This is a genomic window from Streptomyces noursei (genome assembly GCF_001646665.1).
Classification (GTDB): Bacteria; Actinomycetota; Actinomycetes; order Streptomycetales; family Streptomycetaceae; genus Streptomyces; species Streptomyces lavendulocolor.
This window is the reverse complement of record NZ_LWBU01000170.1, coordinates 1-339: the sequence shown is the minus strand read 5'-3', so window position 1 is coordinate 339 and position 339 is coordinate 1. Positions and strand designations below refer to the sequence as shown.

Here is a 339-nt window from a genome sequence, read left to right as displayed (position 1 = left end):
GGGGGCCGGGCGGCGGGGGCGGCGGGGGGGCCGGCGGGCCCGGGGGGGGGGGCCGGCCCGGGGGGGGGTCCGTGCCCCCCCTCGCCCTCCCCCCCCCCCCGGTCGGCGGGGGGGGGGGGGGGGCCCCCGTGTCCCCCCCCCCCCGGCGGGGGGGGGAGGGGGGGGGGGGGGGGGGGGGGGGGGGGAGCGCGCCGGGGGGGGGGGGGGGGCCCCGCCGCAGTCCCGGATCGCCGTCCCCCCCGCCGTCAAGCGGGCGCTGCTCGACGCCCACGACCTGGCCCGCCACACGGGCGCCTCGTACATCGGCCCCGAGCACGTGCTCGCCGCGCTCGCCTCCAA

The 339-nt window shown here is 88.8% G+C and carries 1 pseudogene; it reads left to right on the top strand.

From position 1 onward, the window contains the following. Window positions 1-202: 202 nt before the first annotated feature. Window positions 203-339, top strand: a pseudogene (locus A4V12_RS39760) (Clp protease N-terminal domain-containing protein); the annotation flags it as partial.